This window comes from Nocardia acidivorans NBRC 108247, assembly GCF_001625085.1.
Taxonomy (GTDB): domain Bacteria; phylum Actinomycetota; class Actinomycetes; order Mycobacteriales; family Mycobacteriaceae; genus Nocardia; species Nocardia acidivorans.
Genome location: NZ_BDAW01000012.1, coordinates 200500 through 217088, shown reverse-complemented (window position 1 = coordinate 217088; position 16589 = coordinate 200500). Strand labels below are relative to the sequence as shown.

The 16589-nt window shown below is 67.9% G+C and carries 17 protein-coding genes and 2 pseudogenes; 14 read left to right on the top strand and 5 right to left on the bottom strand.

Annotated features, from left to right (window positions below; translation table 11 throughout):
* Positions 1-4: 4 nt before the first annotated feature.
* A complete protein-coding gene (locus NA10_RS07065; protein WP_067564819.1) occupies positions 5-718 on the top strand; it encodes an Rv1363c family protein in 714 nt (237 codons plus the stop codon).
* Positions 719-737: 19 nt separating this feature from the next.
* Here the strand turns inward: NA10_RS07065 and NA10_RS07060 are convergent, their stop codons facing one another.
* From NA10_RS07060 to NA10_RS07050, 3 genes are all read right to left on the bottom strand, one after another.
* On the bottom strand, positions 738-1292 hold the full coding sequence (locus tag NA10_RS07060) for a hypothetical protein (protein ID WP_157556159.1): 555 nt from the start codon (positions 1290-1292) through the stop codon (positions 738-740).
* Complete coding sequence (locus tag NA10_RS07055) at positions 1289-2134, bottom strand: hypothetical protein (RefSeq protein ID WP_067564815.1); 846 nt, start codon at positions 2132-2134, stop codon at positions 1289-1291. The genes NA10_RS07060 and NA10_RS07055 overlap by 4 nt, the downstream gene beginning before the upstream one ends.
* A 232-nt stretch (positions 2135-2366) precedes the next feature.
* Positions 2367-3806, bottom strand: coding sequence for a helix-turn-helix domain-containing protein (locus NA10_RS07050; protein WP_067564813.1), 1440 nt, complete (start codon positions 3804-3806; stop codon positions 2367-2369).
* 167 nt (positions 3807-3973) lie between these two features.
* Between NA10_RS07050 and NA10_RS07045 the strand changes: the two genes are divergently transcribed.
* The 5 genes and pseudogenes from NA10_RS07045 to NA10_RS07015 all read left to right on the top strand — a co-directional run bounded on the left by NA10_RS07045 (position 3974) and on the right by NA10_RS07015 (position 10236).
* Positions 3974-4873 carry a helix-turn-helix domain-containing protein gene (locus tag NA10_RS07045; protein WP_067564811.1) on the top strand — a complete coding sequence of 300 codons (900 nt, stop codon included), beginning with the start codon at positions 3974-3976 and terminating at the stop codon, positions 4871-4873.
* A gap of 16 nt (positions 4874-4889) precedes the next feature.
* Positions 4890-5714: an SAM-dependent methyltransferase gene (locus tag NA10_RS07040; RefSeq protein ID WP_067564809.1), complete on the top strand. Its 825-nt coding sequence runs from the start codon at positions 4890-4892 to the stop codon at positions 5712-5714.
* Positions 5715-5776: 62 nt separating this feature from the next.
* Positions 5777-6178 (top strand): hypothetical protein, encoded by a 402-nt coding sequence (locus NA10_RS38525; RefSeq protein ID WP_067564805.1) that lies wholly within the window; start codon positions 5777-5779, stop codon positions 6176-6178.
* A 440-nt stretch (positions 6179-6618) separates the two neighbouring features.
* Positions 6619-8285: pseudogene (locus tag NA10_RS39435) on the top strand (nSTAND1 domain-containing NTPase).
* Positions 8286-8328: 43 nt separating this feature from the next.
* Positions 8329-10236, top strand: a complete 1908-nt coding sequence (locus NA10_RS07015; protein ID WP_169812542.1) for a hypothetical protein — start codon at positions 8329-8331, stop codon at positions 10234-10236.
* A gap of 18 nt (positions 10237-10254) precedes the next feature.
* Here the strand turns inward: NA10_RS07015 and NA10_RS07010 are convergent, their stop codons facing one another.
* A complete protein-coding gene (locus NA10_RS07010; protein ID WP_067564796.1) occupies positions 10255-10647 on the bottom strand; it encodes a putative quinol monooxygenase in 393 nt (130 codons plus the stop codon).
* 30 nt (positions 10648-10677) lie between these two features.
* Complete coding sequence (locus tag NA10_RS07005; RefSeq protein WP_067564780.1) at positions 10678-11043, bottom strand: YciI family protein; 366 nt, start codon at positions 11041-11043, stop codon at positions 10678-10680.
* Between the two features lie 75 nt (positions 11044-11118).
* On the opposite strand from NA10_RS07005, the gene NA10_RS07000 reads away from it, so the two are divergent.
* The 8 genes and pseudogenes from NA10_RS07000 (at position 11119) to NA10_RS06970 (ending at position 16542) form a co-directional block, all read left to right on the top strand.
* Positions 11119-11430 (top strand): ArsR/SmtB family transcription factor, encoded by a 312-nt coding sequence (locus NA10_RS07000; protein ID WP_067564924.1) that lies wholly within the window; start codon positions 11119-11121, stop codon positions 11428-11430.
* Complete coding sequence (locus tag NA10_RS06995; protein ID WP_169812541.1) at positions 11427-11966, top strand: SRPBCC domain-containing protein; 540 nt, start codon at positions 11427-11429, stop codon at positions 11964-11966. The genes NA10_RS07000 and NA10_RS06995 overlap by 4 nt, the downstream gene beginning before the upstream one ends.
* A 524-nt stretch (positions 11967-12490) precedes the next feature.
* Positions 12491-13684, top strand: coding sequence for a cytochrome P450 family protein (locus tag NA10_RS06990; protein WP_157556149.1), 1194 nt, complete (start codon positions 12491-12493; stop codon positions 13682-13684).
* A 3-nt stretch (positions 13685-13687) separates the two neighbouring features.
* Positions 13688-13936, top strand: a pseudogene (locus NA10_RS39430) (cytochrome P450); the annotation flags it as partial.
* Positions 13885-15057 carry an acyl-CoA dehydrogenase family protein gene (locus NA10_RS39350; RefSeq protein WP_067564777.1) on the top strand — a complete coding sequence of 391 codons (1173 nt, stop codon included), beginning with the start codon at positions 13885-13887 and terminating at the stop codon, positions 15055-15057. The pseudogene NA10_RS39430 and the gene NA10_RS39350, both read left to right, overlap by 52 nt.
* Positions 15038-15268: a hypothetical protein gene (locus NA10_RS06980; RefSeq protein ID WP_067564775.1), complete on the top strand. Its 231-nt coding sequence runs from the start codon at positions 15038-15040 to the stop codon at positions 15266-15268. The genes NA10_RS39350 and NA10_RS06980 overlap by 20 nt, the downstream gene beginning before the upstream one ends.
* Positions 15269-15440: 172 nt before the next feature.
* Complete coding sequence (locus tag NA10_RS06975) at positions 15441-15776, top strand: histone-like nucleoid-structuring protein Lsr2 (RefSeq protein WP_067564773.1); 336 nt, start codon at positions 15441-15443, stop codon at positions 15774-15776.
* A gap of 199 nt (positions 15777-15975) precedes the next feature.
* Complete coding sequence (locus NA10_RS06970; RefSeq protein WP_169812540.1) at positions 15976-16542, top strand: sigma-70 family RNA polymerase sigma factor; 567 nt, start codon at positions 15976-15978, stop codon at positions 16540-16542.
* Positions 16543-16589 lie beyond the last annotated feature (47 nt).

Sequence of the window (16589 nt, the reverse complement as noted above, 5' to 3'; positions counted from 1 at the left end):
AACGATGAGCGACACAGATATTGAGGACGACAAGCCCGAGGTGACAGCGGCCGCGGTATCGGAGCCGGACATCGGGCCCGAGGCAGAGGCCGATATCGAGACGACCGATACGGCCGCCGAGCCCGCGAAATCCGCTGCGGGCGAGAAGAAGTCGCGCGGACCGGTGCTGTCCGGACTGTCGATGCCGTCGGGGTTGTCGATGCCCTCGGTCGGCCGTCGCGGCCGGATCGCCCTGCGCGCCGCCGCCGCGCTGGTACTCGCCGCGTCCGTCGGATCGACCGTCTTCTACTTCCAGCGCAGCACTCACGATGCGAATCTGCTTGCCGCGCAGGAGGATGCGCGCGCGGCGGCCTGCAAGTACGCACCGGTGCTGGTCACCTACGACGCCAAGAACCTGGACGCCTACTTCGGTGCCGTTCTCGCGGGCGCCACCGGTGAGTGGCGCACCCAATTCGACAACACCAGCAGGGATCTGCGCGATGTCCTCACCCAGGGCCAGGTCGTAGCCAAGGCCAATGAGGTGCAGTGCGCCATTCGCACCGGCGATGAGAACTCCGCCGAGGCCATCGTGGTGATCGGCCAGACCATCACCAGTCTGGGCACCCAGGGCAAACCGGCCCCGGGGCAACTCTCGATGGTCATGCGCCTGGAGCGCTCGGGCGACCACTGGCTGGTGAACAAACTCAATTCGCCACTGGTCGCCCCGCCCCAGTCCTGAATTCCGGTGCGCCACCCACCTATCTCGGCCCGATTCCGTTCCAGCCCAGGGGAAGTAGGACGCGCAGGGAGCGGATCTCGTCGACCAGATCGGCATAGCCCTCCTGGACCTGGGCGAAGCGCAGCGCGGCGTCGTGCTGGTGCTGGGCGCTGTCGCTGTGGCGCAGGGTCCATTGCATGTGGGCGTAGGTGCCGGCGATATGGCTGATCACCTCGCCCAGGGAGTGAGTGTGGCGGCGGCCGGTGGCGGGGCGCGGGAGGTGGAAGGCGGACCATTCGTCGATACGGCCGATGAGCGCGCTGACCCGGGCGCGGGTGTCGGTCTCGTCGAAATCGGCCGGGCGGCGGGTGGCCGAGATCGCGACGGTGATGAGGGTGGCATGCAGGTCCGCCAGTTCGCGGGCCCACTCGATCAGCGGGGAGCCGCCGCTCAGGGTGCCCGCGATGGCCAGCAGTAGTTGGCGCGCCTCGAGCAGGCCCTCGGCCGTGCCGTGCCGATCGCCGCGGGATTCGCGGTCGGTGGAGGGGGCGGCGGTCGCTCCCCGGCGCACGATGGCGCTCGATTTCATTGTCATGGACCGATATCCGATGCTTCGAGGGGCAGCACGCACCGCGTGAAGGTGCGGCCGCCGTCGATGAAACGCTGGGTACTCTCACACAGGACCGTCAGCGCGGCCGCGATCTCGTCCGCGCGCGGATGCGGCTCCTCGAGTTCGACCACGAGTTGGCCGGTCGCGGTACCCAGGAGCCGGATGACGGCGGGCGAGACGTCCGACGGGAATTCCAGGACACCGGCGGTCGGCCTGGTGGGGTCGTTGATCATCGCCGCGTAGATCGAGTCGACGGATTGGATGGCCGCGATCCGGCCGAGGCGGAACAGTTCGGTGGCCGCGTCGAGCTGGGCCACGGCCGGAATGGCCCCGAGCCGGGACTCCACCAGTACCCGCACCTCCGAATAGGAGGGGAACAGCGGTTCGGCGTCCTCCTCGGTGATCGCGTCGAGGTGGTGAATCCTGATGCGCGCCTTGGCGAGTTCGGCGACCGCGGCGCGCCCGGAGGCGCCCAGGTCGGTCAGGTGCGCGCGCGCGGGCACGATCAGGTGCGCACCCGGCACGCCCGCGGTGGATTCGATGATCTGCCACAGCACCTCCGCGCGCGGCCAGGGATTGAAGAGCTGTTCCAGATCCACCCGCCACGACCGCGCGATATCCACCAGGCGGCGCTGCGTGGTCGCGGCCGGATCGTCGCGATCGAGTTCGGCGAGCATATCGCGCAGCAGCACCTCCGCGGCGATCGGCTCGAAAACGACTGTGCCCTCGCCGAATCCGGCATGGTCGGCGTAGTCGTGGATCATCGAGGCCACACCGCGCCGCAGGTCGGTGGACAGCAGATCCACCCGGGCGTATCCGAACCACATGAGAGCGCTCCCGCGATTGTTCCGGCCGAGCGTCACATGCCCGGGCGGGGGGTATGTGCAGCACCTGTGGTCATATATCGAGTCAACCGGGAAATGGCTTCTGCGGCAATGACATTCGACAGGGCAGATGCACGTGCGGGCGGCGGCGGGCCTGACATCCGCCGCGCCGAACCTGACATTCGACAAATGTCAGGTTGGACGGAAAATGTCAGGTTGGACCGATGGCGAGGTGCTAGGCCGAGGCGAGCCGGGGTTCGATCGGGGATCGCGCCCGGTGCGGTGCGGTATCGAGGACCTGACGAATGTCCTGACAGATATCGCGGACATCCGAGCGCGGAGAAGTCAGGGTGGCCACGTGCGCCATCCGGCCGAGCCGATCGGCGACCCGCCCGCTGTCGACCTCGCTGGTCAACCTGAGCGAGGCATTGGCGAATGTCATCGCCTCATCGATCTGGCGCAGGCGGAACGCCCCGGTGGCGATGGTGATGTTGTCGAACAGAATGCTGCGAGCCGGTCGTCCCGGCGCGTACGCGGCCAGCGATTCCCGGGCGCTGGCAACGGCTTTGACGGTGTACTCCTCCGCGGCCCGGCCGCTCGCGGTGAGCGCGTACTCGTTGTAGATCACCGATTGCATCCCCGTGAACTCACCGGGACTGAAGAAGACCCGGGTCCACGGATCCACCAGATCCCCGACGCGGGTGATCTCGTCCTCGGCGCGGGCCAGCGCGAACTGCATGCGGCTCGCATCACCCATCATGGCGTGCGCCCATGCCTCGTTCGCGTACAGGCGGGCCGATTCCCCGCCATTGGCGGCGTCCTGGGCGGGCAACTGACCGAGCTGGAACATGCGCAGCGCGGTGCGCGGATCGTGCTCGATCAGACTGATCCGGCCCAGCACGTACAGGGTCGAGGCGACCAGACTGTCCGCACCGGCCCGGCGCGCGAAAAGCAGTGCCATGGTGGCGTATCGGCGGGCGCGATGTTGATCGCCGACATCGTGGCAGGCCCAGCCGAGCAGGCGCGCCAGATCCGCGGCGGCGATCAGCATCGCATGCTCGCGGGCCTCGCCGCGATAGCGGGCAAGCAGTGTGGTGGCGAGTTTCAGCAGGTTGGTGGCGGCGTCCGCGACCGCGGAACCACCGTGCCGCTGATCGATCTCGCGCAATCGGGCGGTGGCGTCGCGCACGAAATGGTGATCGGGTTCGGGGCCCGCGAAGGGGGTCTCGGGTGCGGGCTCGCCGAGAGTCGGCAGCCAGGGAATCAGGACGTCGGGCGAGCCGACCACGGCGCTGGCGAGCGCTTCCAGAAATGTCGGATCCGCCTCCCGCACATCGGTTCCGGGCGCGGCGTCGGTGGCGCATGACATCGGCGCGGGTTCGGACCGGACACTCGGCGCGAGGATCTCGGCATCGGGATCCGGTGCACCCACCGCGGCCAGCAAATCCCGATAGGTCTTGTTCGGCCGCCGCACCTCGCCGAGCTCCCAGCGCGCGATATGCCGTTCCGAACACGCGGCATTGATACCGAGCCGGCGCGCCTGCGCATTGACCAGCTCGGCGAAATCCGCACGGCTGAGCCCCAATCGAGTACGCCGGTACGCCCGCAGCCGCCCGGCCCAGTCGCCCCCGGTTCGCGGTGCGCCGTGCCCGGCCTCGGGGTCGGTGACATCCATTGCGGCCCCGCCCTTCTCGGCTAGCTCACGCGTAACCGGCCGGTCACGGTTCGGAATCACGCTCGGCCACTTCCGCGTAATAATCGTGCCCGATAATCTATCCTGATAATCAGATTTGCGAAACTTGAAGCGGCTCTGTGCGAAGCGGCCCGATACGGTGGGGAGCCATGGCGAGAACCGCGCGAAAAGTGCTGCTGGGCCGAGAGATCGACGCGATGCTGCGGCGTGCCCGCACCACCCAGGCCGAGGCGGGCAAGCTGATCGGGGTCAGTCAATCCCGTATCGCGGCCGCGATCGCGGGCACCGGCAATCTCACCGCCGAGGCACTGGAAGCCCTGGCCCGCAAGCTCGGCATCTCCGATGAGGACTACATCCGAATCCTGTTGGACCTGCAGGAGGACAGCCACCGCCGCGGGTTCTGGAACTCGGGATATCGCCGCGCCTATATCGAGGAACTCCGGCTCCTGGTCGATCTGGAGAATGTGGCCGATCGACTGCGCGAGACCGGCGCGGAGATCGTGCCCGGACTACTCCAGCATCCGAGCTATATCCGCGCACTGCACGAGCCCTTCCAGCCCGATCCCGGCGATCCGGACGCGGTGACGGTCGAGGATTACGTACAGGCCCGCACCGCGCGCCAGCAGATCCTGTTCAAGCGCGGCGCACCGGAATTCCATGCCATCCTCTCCGAATCCTGTCTGCGCCGGACCTACGGCGGCGACGGCGTCATGCTCGATCAGCTCGGCCACCTCATCGAGCTGTCCCATCGGCCCAATATCCAGCTCCAGGTCATGCCGTTCACCCATCAGGCCCCCGGTGCGGGGATGGAGGACCGCTACATCCTGGTCCGGGTGCCCTCCCCCGGCACCGCGGGTGATCTCGAGATGGTGGTCGTGGAGGCGCAGGGCGAGATCCGCTACATCGATGACAAACCCGCGGTCGGCATCCGGGACCGCATCTTCAACCGCCTGGCCATGACCGCCCTGGGCCCGGCCGATTCCCGTCAGTTCATGGAACACCTCGTTCGCGGCCTGCGCAGCCGCCCCACCGTTCATCGCCAGCCCTGATCGCAGAGGAAACACGATGTCCAGCAATGCCTTCGAGCCCCGTCCGATAGACACCCACAAGCCGAGTCCGGCGCGTATCTACCACCATATGATCACCGGTGAGGTGATCTTCGAATCGGATCTGCCATTCATCCACCGGCTCTACGAGGAGATTCCCTTCTATCCGCTGTGGGCGCGGCACAATCGCCGATTCCTCACTCGCGCCGTGCGATACATGATCGACAGCGGCATTCGCCAGTTCCTCGATATCGGCTCCGGACTGCCGACCGGCGGCAATACCCACGAGGTCGCCCGCGAACTGGCCCCGGACGCCCGCGTGGTCTATGTCGACAATGACGAGGAGGCGATCAATCGGGCCCGAGATCTGCTGCGGGCGAACGACCTGCTCGACAGCACCGTCATGCTCGACGCCGATCTCCGCGATCCCGCACGGATTCTCGAACATCCGGAGACCCGGCGGCTGATCGATTTCTCCGAACCGGTTGGGCTGCTCCTGGTTTCGGTGCTGCCCTGGGTGCCCGACGCCGCCGAGCCCGCGGCGCTGCTGGCCCGGCTGCGCACCGCGGTCGTACCCGGCAGTGCGCTGGCCATGACGCACGTATCCCTCCAGGACGCGGGCATGGAGATCAAACAGCAGGTCGCCGCCGGTGCGGCGGTCTTCAGCGACACCAGCACGCCGGTCACCCTGCGGACCCGCGAACAGTTCGAAACCTTCTTCGACGGATGGAAACTCGTCGAACCGGGCATCACCTACGCCACGGACTGGCATCCCGACCAACCGGTGGACACCACCGATTACGCCCGTCCATGCAACTTCGCTGCTATCGGAACCCTCCCCTAGCGCGAACAGATAGATGTGCGGGCGACAACGGTTGTCGTCCGCGCAGTTCGAAAGGATCCTCCATGCCGTCGACACCCACCGCCGGACAATTCCGCAAGGCCAGCTCCAGCTCTCCGCAACAGGCATGCGTCATGGTCTACCGGGACGACCACCGCACCCTGGTCTGGGACGACAAGCTCGCCACTGTCGACACCGCGCACACCAGCGTCCCGCTCGACCAATGTCTGAGCTTCGACCACGACCAATTCGAGGTCATCCAGGAGGCGATCCGGGCGGGCACGCCCGTGCGGCGCATCCTGTTGATCGCGCACACCACCGACGGGCACTACGAATTCCGCGCCGCGCCGGAGTACGCGCCGACCGCCGGCACCGCGCGGCTCCGGTTCGACCAGCATGAGTACTCGGCGTTCGTCGAGGCGGTGAAGCGGGACGAATTCGTTCGATCCGCCTTCACCGTCAATTGATCCGAACCGCTCGCCGGCTCAGGACTTGCGGCCGATTCCCGCCAGCACCACGCGCTTTCGGCCTCGGCCACCGCCATCGGGCGATCGGTGAGTTCGGGACGCCAGGTGGCGACCGGGACCAGACCGGGCTCGATGAGGGTGGTGCCGCGGAACAGTTCGGCGGTCTCGGCCTTGCCGCGGGGGTACCGCCGACTCAATAGTCGTAGACGCGACACGCCGCCTCGGCGCACCGCGCTCCGCGATGTCCCGCCGCTGACCAGCGGTTTGGTCGAGACCGGATTTCGGGAGATCATGGGCGCGTGTCGAGCGGTACGGGCGAGGTCCCGAGACGGCGGGCGAATGTCCCGCCGCGCAGGGTTTTCGCCGAGAGGTTGACGGCGCTGTTCGACGCGGCCGGAAACCCGACCCTGCGATCGGTCGCGACCGCCGCGTCCGCGCGGATGGCGGCCACCGGCGCGAGCACCACGGCCACCGTGCAGCGGATCAGCGATTGGCGGGCCGGTAAAGCCGTTCCCGCCGAGTTCGATTCGCTGCTGCCGGTGTTGCTCACCCTGATCGAATCGGCCACCGAGGCGGGCGCACCCGCGCCCGAACTGATCAAACTGCCCGCGTGGCGCGCGATCTGGCGCGCGGCCCAGGCCCGCGGCGGCGACGCCGACATCGCCTGCCCCTATCCGGGCCTGGCCGCCTTCGGACCGGACGACAGCGCATGGTTCTTCGGCAGGGCCCGAGCCACCGCCGAGATCACCGAACTGCTGCGCCGGACGATGGACGGCCCCGGCGCGGGTCCGGTCATCGTCCTCGGCGCCTCGGGCGCAGGTAAATCCTCGGTGCTGCACGCGGGCGTGATCCCGGCCCTGCGCGCCGACCGGGACCGCAGCGTCGCCACCATGACCCCGGGCAATCGACCGGCCGAAACCCTCGCCGAGTTGCTGGAGCCCGCGCAGGAGAACGCGGAACGCCCCGACCTCGTGGTCATCGACCAATTCGAGGAGACGTTCACCCTCTGCCAGAACGAACCCGAACGCGAGCGATTCCTGAGCCGACTCGCCACCCTGCACGAAAACACCCGCACCACGGCTGTTCTCGCGGTGCGCGCGGACTTCTATCCGCACTGCCTCGCCTATCCGGTGCTCGAGGACGCGATCAACACGCGCTGTTACGCCCTGGGCCCCATGCGCGTGCGGGAGCTCGGCGAGGCCGTCACCGGACCCGCCCGAGCGGCCGGTCTGAATCTCGAACCGGGGCTGCCCGAACTGGTCGTCACCGAGCTGTGCGGTCTCGGCGCGGGACATGATCGGCGCAGTTACGATCCCGGCGGACTGCCGCTGTTCTCCCATGTCATGGCCGCCACCTGGGAGCACCGGTCGGGCGCTCGATTGACCGTGGCGGGCTATCGCAAGGCCGGGGGCGTCGCCGGATCGGTGGCCGCCACCGCCGAACAGGCGTGGCAGGGACTCAATCCCGCCGAACAGGCCGCCGCCAGGGAACTGCTGCTTCATCTGGTCACCGTCGGGTCGACAGCCGCGATACCCGGCGGCGGGTGCCGCGCGCGGAATTGCTCACGCGCACAGGTGATTCCGATGCGGCGGCCGCGGTCCTGGACCGTCTGATCGACGCACGGCTGATCACCGCGGACTCGGTGGGCGTGGCCGGTGGCGCAGCGCCGGACGGCGCGGAGCCCGAGGGCGGGCCCGCGCGCGAAATCGTCTGGTTCACCCACGAAATCGTGCTGGACGCGTGGCCGCGCCTGCGGGCCTGGATCGACGCGGGCCGGGTCGACCAACTGATGCGCCAGCGGCTCGAACTCGATGCCGCCGAATGGGCGGCGGCACAGCGGGATCCGGCCCTGCTGTATCGGGGGGCGCGGCTCGCCACCGCCGAGCAGGTGAGCGGGAACCCGGGCGGAGTCATCGGCGATTTCCTCACCGCCGCGCAGACCACCCGCGCCCGGACCCGGCGGCTCGCCCTGGCCACCCGCAGCGTGCTGGCGCTGCTGGGCGTGGGGGTGCTGGTGCTCGGTATCGCCGCCTACGCCCAGACCAGGCTTTCGGCGCAGGAGCGCGAGAATGCCGATCTGGTCGCGACATTGGCCGAGGCGGGATAGTGTCCGGGCGAGCGATCCGTCGCTGTCCGCTCAGTTGGAACTGGTGGCGGACCGGCTGCGGCCGGGCGATCCGGATATCCGTTCGCGCCTGCTGCGCACCCAGAACCTGCCGCTGGCCGCGCCGCTGGCCGGGCATCGCGGTGCGGTGAATCAGGTGGCGTATCGACCCGACGGGCGGGTGCTGGCCTCGGCCGGACAGGACCACGCGGTACGGCTGTGGAATGTCGCCGATATCGCGCACGCCGCACCGCTGGGATCACCGCTGGACTGCGGGAACCCCGCGACCGCAACGGTATTCAGCCCGAGCGGCACGCTGCTCGCCGCCGCGTGCGGTACCGAGATTCGGATCTGGAATGTGGCCGATCCCGCCCGACCCGAACAGCTCTCCGCATCCGAAGCGGGAACGGTGAGCGCGCTCGCGATCGCTCCGGACGGAAAGTCGCTCGCCGTCACCGACGGTTCGAGTGTCACGCTGTGGGGAATCGAAAACCCCGGCGCACCACGGCGATCCGCTCGGTTGCCGGGCGCGGGGCCGGTGTCGACCATCGCGTTCGGGCCGGACCGTCAACTGGCGGTCGCGGGTGCGCACACCGTTCAGCTGTTCTCGTCCGGCGCGACACCGGCGGCCGTGAGCGACCCGATCACGGTGCCGGGTCCGCGGATTCAGGCCATGGCCCTGAGCCGCGACGGCGCGACGCTGGCGGTCGGCGGCGGCGATGACGCGTTCGTCGCGACCGGCGCCGCCGATGCCACCGTCACCCTCTGGGATCTGACCGCGCAACGACCACCGGCGCAGATCGGGAGTCCACTGGTGGTGGCCAGCAAATCCGAATTGCGTTCGCTGGCCTTCGATCCCGAGGGCGGCATGCTGGCCACCGGTGACCGCGACAGCATCACCCTGTGGAGCATTGTCGACCGCGCGCATCCGACCCGGCTCGGTGAGCCGCTGGCCGCGCCGTCACCACCGTGCCCGGACGCCAACAGCTTTCAGCCCTGCCGGGACAGCCCCGGCGCGCTGGCCTTCGCCGCGGACGGGCAGACCGTCGCCGTCGGTGGCACGCAGGGCGGATTGCGGCTGTGGTCGCTTCCGCCCGCGGTGATCGGCGGCCGAATCGGCTGGTCCGCCAACTCCGGTGCCATCAGCGCGGTCGGCACCATGACCACCAGTGTGGTGGACGGTCGAATCGAGCTGTGGGACATCCGTGATCGCCGCTCGGTGCGCCTGCTCGCCGATCTCGGGCCGGGTCCCGGCCGGGACTTCGCCGGAACCCCGTCACTCAGCGATGACGGCCGTCTGACCGTCATCGGGGCACGGGTGCAGGTCGGCGCGGGCACCGGGCTGGCGGTGCTGCGCGGCGGAGCGCTGACCGACCACTCCGTCATCTACCTGTGCACGCTCACCGCGATCGGTCACGATGCGCGGGGCGACCTCATCGGTCTCACCAACGCGCACTGCGAATACGACGGCGATCAGCAGTGGCTCGGCGATCTGGTACTGCTGCAATCGGAGGCCCTCGCCCCGGGCGCGACCGTGCCCGATCTGCATCTACTGGGCCGGGTCGCCTTTATCAGCGGCGGCAATCCGGTCGTGCCCGGGCCGAACGGTCCGGGGTTGGACTACGCGGTCATCGTCTTCGATCGATCGACCGTGGAACCGGTCACGACCGTCGGGGAGACGACCGTCCGGGCGATCGGCGCACCGCCGCCGGACGGCACGCCGGTCTGCAAACAGGGTATGACCAGTGCTCGCACCTGCGGGATCACCCTCGGCACGGCGGGGCCCTACCTGCTGACCACCGTCTCCGCGTACCCCGGTGACTCCGGTTCCCCGGTTGTCATGGGCGAAACCTTGATCGGCAATCAATGGTCCTGGGGTGCGGGCACCGGCATCACCGCGATTCTGGAAGACCTCGATCGCCGCGGCGGACCGGGCGCGGGGTTCCACCTGTGACGCCCGAATCCTCTCGACCTACGCGGGCGATTCGGTGTCCTGGCGCAGGCTGATCTGCCCGCTGGGCTGGTCCGGGTCGGGAAAGTCCGCGTAGAGGGTGACCTGGGGGCGGGTGTCGGCCCACTCGCGGACCCAGGGGCCGATCGGGCCGTAGATCTCGGCGGAGACCAATTCGGCGCATTCGAAAATGCGCTCCAAATGCTTTGCGCCACGGTCGTTGTGGGTCATTGCCGCATCGGCGTCGACATACTCCTCGATCGCCACATAACTACCGGGCGCGTTCGAGAACCAGCGGTATCGGAGCGTCTCGGGCTCCTCGGCCGCCTGCGCCCGCAGCGCGAGCGCGGCCTCTTCGAAGTCGGCCTGACGGCCGTCGTGAATATCGAATCGGGCTCGCACGAAAAAGCTCATACCCGTATTCCACCATGTGCCGGTGGAAGGTCAACGGGGCGAATCGATCCGAGCCGTCTGTAGCTCGGGGATGGGCTGTTCCTCGAGGACGACGATCTCGCACTGCTCGGCCCAGTGCAGGTGGTGGTGGTCCCCGACCATGGTCAGGGCTTCGTCCATGGAGGTGGCCTGGAGGATGGACATGCCGATGACGCCGCTATCGGTTTCGCTGATGCCGGTCGGGGTGATCCGGCGGGCATTGCCGAGCGGTTTGCCGCCGTCCACGAGCCCGGCGCCGATTCGATTGCTCCAATCCACCCACAGTTCCATGCCTTTCGCGGCTTCCTCGGGTGTGGCCCGGGCGAATCGTTCGGCGACCGAGAGGGGTGCGAGGTAGAGGACTATGTACCGTTTCATGATTCGAAGATAGGTGACTAAATGGTCACATGTCAACGATCATGTGACCGATAGGTCTCGTATAAAGTGATCGGTGTGGACGAGGACGCGGTGTTCAAAGCCCTGGCCGATCGCACCCGGCGACATCTGCTGGACGCGTTGTTCATCCGGGACGGCCAGACGCTGACCGAATTGGAATCCGGGCTGGAGATGACGCGATTCGGCATCAGCAAACATCTGCGCCAGCTCGAGGAAGCGGGATTGGTCACCGCGGTGCGCAGCGGGCGCAAGAAGCTGCATTACCTCAATCCCGTGCCGATCCGGCTGATTCACGACCGCTGGATCGACAAGTTCACCGAACAGCGGATCGCTGCCCTGACCGATCTGAAGAAGGATCTGGAATCGTGAGCCTCGAGAACATCCTCTCCCGGGCGCGCCCGGAGACCCGGCAGATCCACCGCATCGTCATAGCCGCACCGGCGGAGCGCGTTTGGGCGGCGGTCACCGATCCCGAATGGACCGTGCGCTACGGATTCGGCGGCCGCAGCGTGATCGCACCCCGGGTGGGCGGCGCGTTCACGGTCTTCGCCCCCTCCGGCCCCCGCGCCCTGGACGCCGACCCCGACATCATCATCCGCGGCACGGTCACCGCCTATGACCCACCGACCCACTTCGGCGCGCGCATTCGTTTCCTCGGCGACGAGAACCTCCTCGCCCAACCGGAAACCCACCTGCGCTACGAGATTCGCGATCGCGGCGACGGCACCTGCGCCCTCACCGTCATCCACGACGTGGCCGGCGCCCCCCTCATCGCGATCCTCATCTCCGGCGATCTGGAACCCGAGGGCTTCGGCGGCGGCTACCCCTTCATGCTCAGCGACCTCAAATCCCTCCTGGAGACCGGCCGCGCCCTCCCGGTCAGCCGCCCCACCCGCAAGGACTGAGCGCCCGGTCCACCCGGCCGGAAACCGAGCGGTTCAGCAACCGGTTCCAGTCGACCGCGTCTCGGCACCGGGACGGCCGGGCGGGACGCGGCCCGAGACCGATCCACCATCGGCAACCCTGCTGGAACGTTGCGGACCCGCGGGCGCTCACCGTGGTTGAGACGCTGTGCACACATTCGTACTGCGTGGGCAACAACTCACAGCTATCATCATCGGGTGGACGAAACGTGTTACAGCGGAACATGTTTGAATCCTCGCCGGCGCACCCGTGGATTCACGCCGCCAACAGGGCTGTTTCGGGTCGAGGAGTTGAGGAGCCGTATTCCGCTGCGGCACAAAGGGAACGTTCACTCTCTCTGCATCCGAAGAGCAATCGGTACCTTTCAGACAATTTTCGACCTGAACCATTAGCTCCAGGTCGGCCGCGGTCGGTCCGGGTGTTGCGCGCCTGAAACCGGCCGCGGCCATGCGTTATTCACTGTTCCGCTCCCACTGTCCACAGGAGCACGACCTTGCCTACTCACATGAGGCTGTACACGGAGGAGTTCGCGGCCGAGCCGCGCCGGTACTTCGACGACCTGCGCGGGCAGCACGGCGCGGCCGCCCAGGTCCACCTCGCCGCCGGAGTCCCGGCGACACTGGTGATCGGCTACCGCGAGGCGCTACATGTCCTGAGCGATTCCGATCGTTTCCCCACCGACCATCGAGCCTGGCAGTCCGCTCTCCCGGACGACTGCCCGGTGCTCCCGATAATGGAGTGGGGACCCGCCAACAGCGATAGCGACGAGCGATCCCGCACCCGCGGCGCCTACCTCACCGCTATCGACGGTATCGATCTACACGCGCTGCGAGCCGCCGTCGAGGCGGCCGCGGTCCCACTGATCAACAGTTTCTGCGGCTCGGGCTCGGCCGACCTGCTCGGCAGCTATGCCCGCCCGCTCACCACACATGTGCTGGACGAACTACTCGGGTTTCCCCCGGACTCGCGGCGCATGATCCACACCGCGATGAGCGTGCTCACCGAGACGGCCGATCCGGAGATCGCCAACCAGGGCGAGCAGCTCATCCGGAAAACGGTCGGGGAGATCGTCACGGCCAAACGACATGCTCCCGCGAATGACATGATCTCGCGATTACTCACGCACCCTGCGGGATTCGACGACGCCGAGGTGGTGGAGCAGGTCGCCGAACTCTACGTGATGGGGTCCGAGCCGACATGGAATCTGATCGTCAACGCGCTGCTGTCGATGGCCACCGATCCCCAGTTCCACGATGACCTGCTCAGCGGAACCCTATTGGTCCGCGATGCCATCGACGCGGTGCTGTTCCTGGACCCACCGGTGCGCAACGGCTGCCCGCGCTTTCCGCGCCAACCGCAGATCATCGGAAATGTGTGGCTGCCCGCGGATCAGCCGGTGGTGATCAGCCTGACCGCGTGCAACAACGATCCCGCGGTCGGCGGTGACCGTGCCGGAAACCGATCACACCTGGCCTTCGGCGCGGGCGAGCACAGCTGTCCGGCTCAGTCGGTCGCCACTCTCATCGCGCAGGAGGCGATCGATCAACTCCTGGACGCTCTGCCCGAGATCGCTCTCGCCGTACCGATCGAGGAATTGTCCTGGCACCCCAGCACTTTCCACCGCGCGCCGGTGGCCGTACCGGTGACCTTTCCGCCGTCACCGCCCCTGACCTTCCTGCAAGGAGCCGAACCCCGGTGAACGCACCGGGCATACAACCGCATGCGCGCGGGTTACGGCTCTCTGGTGCCGGTCGAGCTCGCTCCGGGTGTGCCCGCGACCCTGGTCATCAACTTCCACACCGCGGTGCGAATCCTGAACGATCCGGTGCACTTTCCCGCCGATCCACGGACCTGGCAGCGGACGGTGCCCGCCGATCTGCCGATGCTGCCGATGGTCGAATGGCGGCCCAACGCATTGCGCTCGGACGGCCCCACCCACGCCCGCTACCGCAGCGAGCCACGTACGCGGAGCAGACACAGAACGCCCACGACCTCCTGCGCGCGGTCATCCGGGAACTCGGGCATCCGGCCCGTGAGATCGCCGCGGATCCGCAATTGCGTGGCGCGCTCTGTGATTGGGCCCAGGTCGCCGCGCCACGGCTGCTGCTCATCCTGACCGGACATTTCGACCTCGCGATCGGCGCGGTCCTCGCTCTCGGCAACGGCTCGCGCTACCAGCGGAGTTGTCTGGACGAACTCGACACCGGAGCCGCGCTCGGTGCGCTGATGCTCACCGAACTCGGCGGCACCAACGGCGCGGACCAGCAAACCACCGCCACCTGGGATCCGGAATCCGCGGAGTTCATCCTGACCACGCCCTCCCCCGCCGCGATCGAATTCATGCCCGATGTCGCGGACCCGACCGTACCCAAAACCGTTGTCGTGACCGCACGTCTGCTCGGGGACGGGCGTGACGAAGGCGTCCTGCCGTTCCTACTCCGGCTGCGCACCGCGGACGGTCTGGCCGAGGGCGTGGACGTGGTCAGGCTGCCCGACAAGGATTCCGCCCCCATGGACCATGCCATGGTGCGTTTCCATCGGGTCCGGCTTCCCGTCGACGCGCTGTTGGGCGGTGACTGGGCTCGAATCGAGGCCGACGGGCACTTCGAGTGCGCACTCCCGCCCCGCCGACGATTCCACGCGGCGATCAGTGTGCTGGGCAATGGACGCCTCGATCTGGCCAACGCCGCCATCGCCAGCGCCCGCGCGGGACTCGCCGGACTGGTCAACTACAGCCGCCAGCGCCGTCCGGGAGCCGGAATGCGCATGGCCGATCGCGATGCGGTGCAACAGGATCTGGTCGGTGCGCTGGTCGCGGTCTACGCCGCCAGCGTGCTCGGTCGCCAGATCCGCGACATGCGCGCGGATCAATCCAATTCCGATGCCGGCGACGCACTCTGGTCGATGCTGGCAAAACCCCTGCTGTCCAACACCGCCCACCGGGTGCTGATGACCTGCCGCCAACGAGCCGCGGCCCAGGGGGCGCTGCGCGTGAACCGCCTCACGGACTGGATCGGCAACCTCGAAGCCATCATCACCGCGGGTCCATGCGATGTGGTACGCAGCCCATGACCTGATACCACCGCACCGGGCAGCGCAGCTGACCACCGAACTTCATCACCATCACGCCCTGCTCATCGCGCACCTACCCGCCCTCGTCGCCGCCTTCGACACCCCGGACCTCACCGGCCCGATTTTCTCGGCCGACTACATCAGAGCCTGGCAGGATCATGCGGGCCGGGCCGACGCCACCTTCACCGCCGGCACTCCGATACGGCGGTAATACAACAACACCCAGCCCGAATCTCGGCCGCATCGCATGGCGATGCGGCCGAGGGGAACAGGTCCACGGCGACACCCGCACCCCCGCGAACACTCCGGTGTCGGACCATCGGCGCGGTGGGCATTACGATTCGCGTCGTTCGCAGGATCCCATACAAGAAGGGCTTGTCTACATGGCACGCAAGGTCATCGTCGAGATGGTGGACGATTACGACGGAACGTCCATCGCGGTCGAGACGGTGCAGTTCGCCCTCGACGGCACCGACTACGAGATCGACCTGTCCACGCTCAACGCGGCCGCGCTGCGCGGGGTATTCGAGCAGTGGACGCCGCACGCCCGCAAGGTGTCCCGTACGTCCCGTGAGAAGGTCGCCAAGCCCCGTCCGGCAGCCGACCGCGAACAGACCCAGGCCATTCGGGATTGGGCGCGCCGGAACGGATTCGACGTCTCCAGCCGCGGACGCGTGTCGGCGCAGGTCGTCGCCGCGTACAACAAGGCCGCCGCGTAGCACTCCGCCCGGCTCCTCGGTTCGGAGACGGATGACCCACTCGCTGGGTCATCCGCAACCCACCGGAATCAGCACGTGCGGTGGGCGGCACCGCGCCCCGGGAACGGTGGGCTTCGGGTGCGCGGATAGCCTTGAATCCCGAGTCAGGAACCGCGGCGGATCGATCTCCCAACCCACGAACCCACGGAGAAAGCACTCTATGGCAGATGAACAGCTCGTTCAGGCGATCGACGATGATGCTGCGCATATCGGGCTGTTGGCGGCCATCGCACACGGTGACCGTGAGGCGTTCGTGCGCTTCTATCGCTCCACGCACGACCGGGTGTTCGGATTGGCGCTGCGCATTGTGCGGACGCGGGCGGCGGCCGAGCGGGTAACCGAGGAGGTCTACCTTCAGGTCTGGGAGATCGCCGGCCAATACGATCGGCGGGCGAACAGTCCGATCGGATGGCTGGTGGCGCTGACCCATCGCCGGGCGGTGGATCGGGTGCGTGGCGAATCCCGTTCGTGCGCGGGGGCGGTACCGCCGCAGCACCGCCTCTCGGGCATCGACGCGTGGCCCGCCGCGGCAGCACCGCGTTCTCGACGGCGCATGCCGAATGTCGACGCGCTCACCGCGGCACAGCGCGAAACCCTCTCTCTCACTTATTACGGCGGCCGGACCTACTCGGAAGTGGCCGAACAGCTGGGGCTTTCGTCCGCCGATATCGCTCTGCGCCTGCGCGACTGCATCGAACGGCTCCGGCCGCTTCCCACGATCTCCTAGCGCTCCCTCGCCGCGACCGCCATCGGAGACGATGGCGGCCGCAAGCC

Bases quoted from the DNA above. Each gene is read 5' to 3' on its own strand.
- NA10_RS07060 (WP_157556159.1), bottom strand. From the start codon at position 1,292: ATGACAATGAAATCGAGCGCCATCGTGCGCCGGGGAGCGACCGCCGCC.
- NA10_RS07010 (WP_067564796.1), bottom strand. From the start codon at position 10,647: ATGAGCTTTTTCGTGCGAGCCCGATTCGATATTCACGACGGCCGTCAG.
- NA10_RS07055 (WP_067564815.1), bottom strand. From the start codon at position 2,134: ATGTGGTTCGGATACGCCCGGGTGGATCTGCTGTCCACCGACCTGCGG.
- NA10_RS07065 (WP_067564819.1), top strand. From the start codon at position 5: ATGAGCGACACAGATATTGAGGACGACAAGCCCGAGGTGACAGCGGCC.
- NA10_RS07045 (WP_067564811.1), top strand. From the start codon at position 3,974: ATGGCGAGAACCGCGCGAAAAGTGCTGCTGGGCCGAGAGATCGACGCG.
- NA10_RS06980 (WP_067564775.1), top strand. From the start codon at position 15,038: ATGTGGTACGCAGCCCATGACCTGATACCACCGCACCGGGCAGCGCAG.
- NA10_RS07050 (WP_067564813.1), bottom strand. From the start codon at position 3,806: ATGGATGTCACCGACCCCGAGGCCGGGCACGGCGCACCGCGAACCGGG.
- NA10_RS07040 (WP_067564809.1), top strand. From the start codon at position 4,890: ATGTCCAGCAATGCCTTCGAGCCCCGTCCGATAGACACCCACAAGCCG.
- NA10_RS07005 (WP_067564780.1), bottom strand. From the start codon at position 11,043: ATGAAACGGTACATAGTCCTCTACCTCGCACCCCTCTCGGTCGCCGAA.
- NA10_RS38525 (WP_067564805.1), top strand. From the start codon at position 5,777: ATGCCGTCGACACCCACCGCCGGACAATTCCGCAAGGCCAGCTCCAGC.
- NA10_RS06990 (WP_157556149.1), top strand. From the start codon at position 12,491: ATGAGGCTGTACACGGAGGAGTTCGCGGCCGAGCCGCGCCGGTACTTC.
- NA10_RS06975 (WP_067564773.1), top strand. From the start codon at position 15,441: ATGGCACGCAAGGTCATCGTCGAGATGGTGGACGATTACGACGGAACG.
- NA10_RS39350 (WP_067564777.1), top strand. From the start codon at position 13,885: ATGGCGGCCCAACGCATTGCGCTCGGACGGCCCCACCCACGCCCGCTA.
- NA10_RS06970 (WP_169812540.1), top strand. From the start codon at position 15,976: ATGGCAGATGAACAGCTCGTTCAGGCGATCGACGATGATGCTGCGCAT.